The sequence below is a fragment of the Promicromonospora kroppenstedtii DSM 19349 genome (assembly GCF_000515355.1).
GTDB lineage: Bacteria > Actinomycetota > Actinomycetes > Actinomycetales > Cellulomonadaceae > Promicromonospora > Promicromonospora kroppenstedtii.
In genome coordinates, this window is record NZ_KI911765.1 from 81,641 (window position 1) to 82,516 (window position 876).

General features: G+C 75.7%; 1 protein-coding gene. It reads left to right on the forward strand.

All coding sequences use genetic code 11. The annotated features are described in order from the left end of the window. Positions 1-60 precede the first annotated feature (60 nt). Positions 61-876 (forward strand): sugar phosphate isomerase/epimerase family protein (locus tag PROKR_RS29895; protein ID WP_036971570.1); only part of this gene is annotated, 816 nt, incomplete at its 3' end.

An 876-nucleotide genomic window follows, 5' to 3' on the forward strand; every position in this document is an offset into this window, starting at 1 on the left:
GGCCGGCCACGGGCTGCGCCTGCTGGGCCGCCGTCGCGGCCGGGCCGGGGTGAGCATCACGTGAGGCCCCCGTTCCTGCTCGGTTACGGCACGAACGGCTTCGGGGACCACCCGCTCCGCGTCGCCCTGGACGTGCTCGACGACGTCGGGTACGACGCCGTCGCGGTCACGCTCGGCTTTCCGCACCTGGACCCGTTCGCGCCCCTGGCCGGCGACGACGTCACCGCCCTGCGCGCCCACCTACGGCGGATGCGCGGGGGCACCGGGGCTGCGACGGTCGTGGAGACCGGCACCAGGTACCTGCTCGACCCGTTGCACAAGCACCGGCCCACGCTCGTGGACCGGGACGCCACACTGCGCATGCGGTACCTGGAGCGCGCGGTCGAGATCGCGGCGGACCTCGACGCCCGGTGCGTCTCGTTCTTCTCCGGCATCCTGCCCGACGACGCGAGCGCCGCCGACGGCTGGGCCCGGCTCCGCGAGCGCGTCGGTGAGCTCGTCGAGCTCGCCGGGGAGCGCCGCGTGCGGCTGTCGCTCGAACCCGAGCCGGGCATGCTCGTCGAGACGGTCGACGACGCGCTGCGGCTCCTGGGCGACCTGGGCGCGCCGCCCGAGCTGGGCATCACCGTCGACGTGGGGCACTGCCTCGTGGTGGAGCCCGGCGGCGTCGAGGGGGCGCTGCGCGCCGCCGCGCCGTACCTGAGCAACGTGCAGCTCGACGACATGCCCGCCACGCACCACGAGCACCGGCCGTTCGGCGAGGGCGACATCGACCTGCCGCTGGTGCTCGCGACGCTCGCGGACATCGGCTACTCGGGGGTGGCCGCCGTCGAGCTGCCCCGGCACTCCCACGACGCGCCCCGGCTCGCCCGGGAC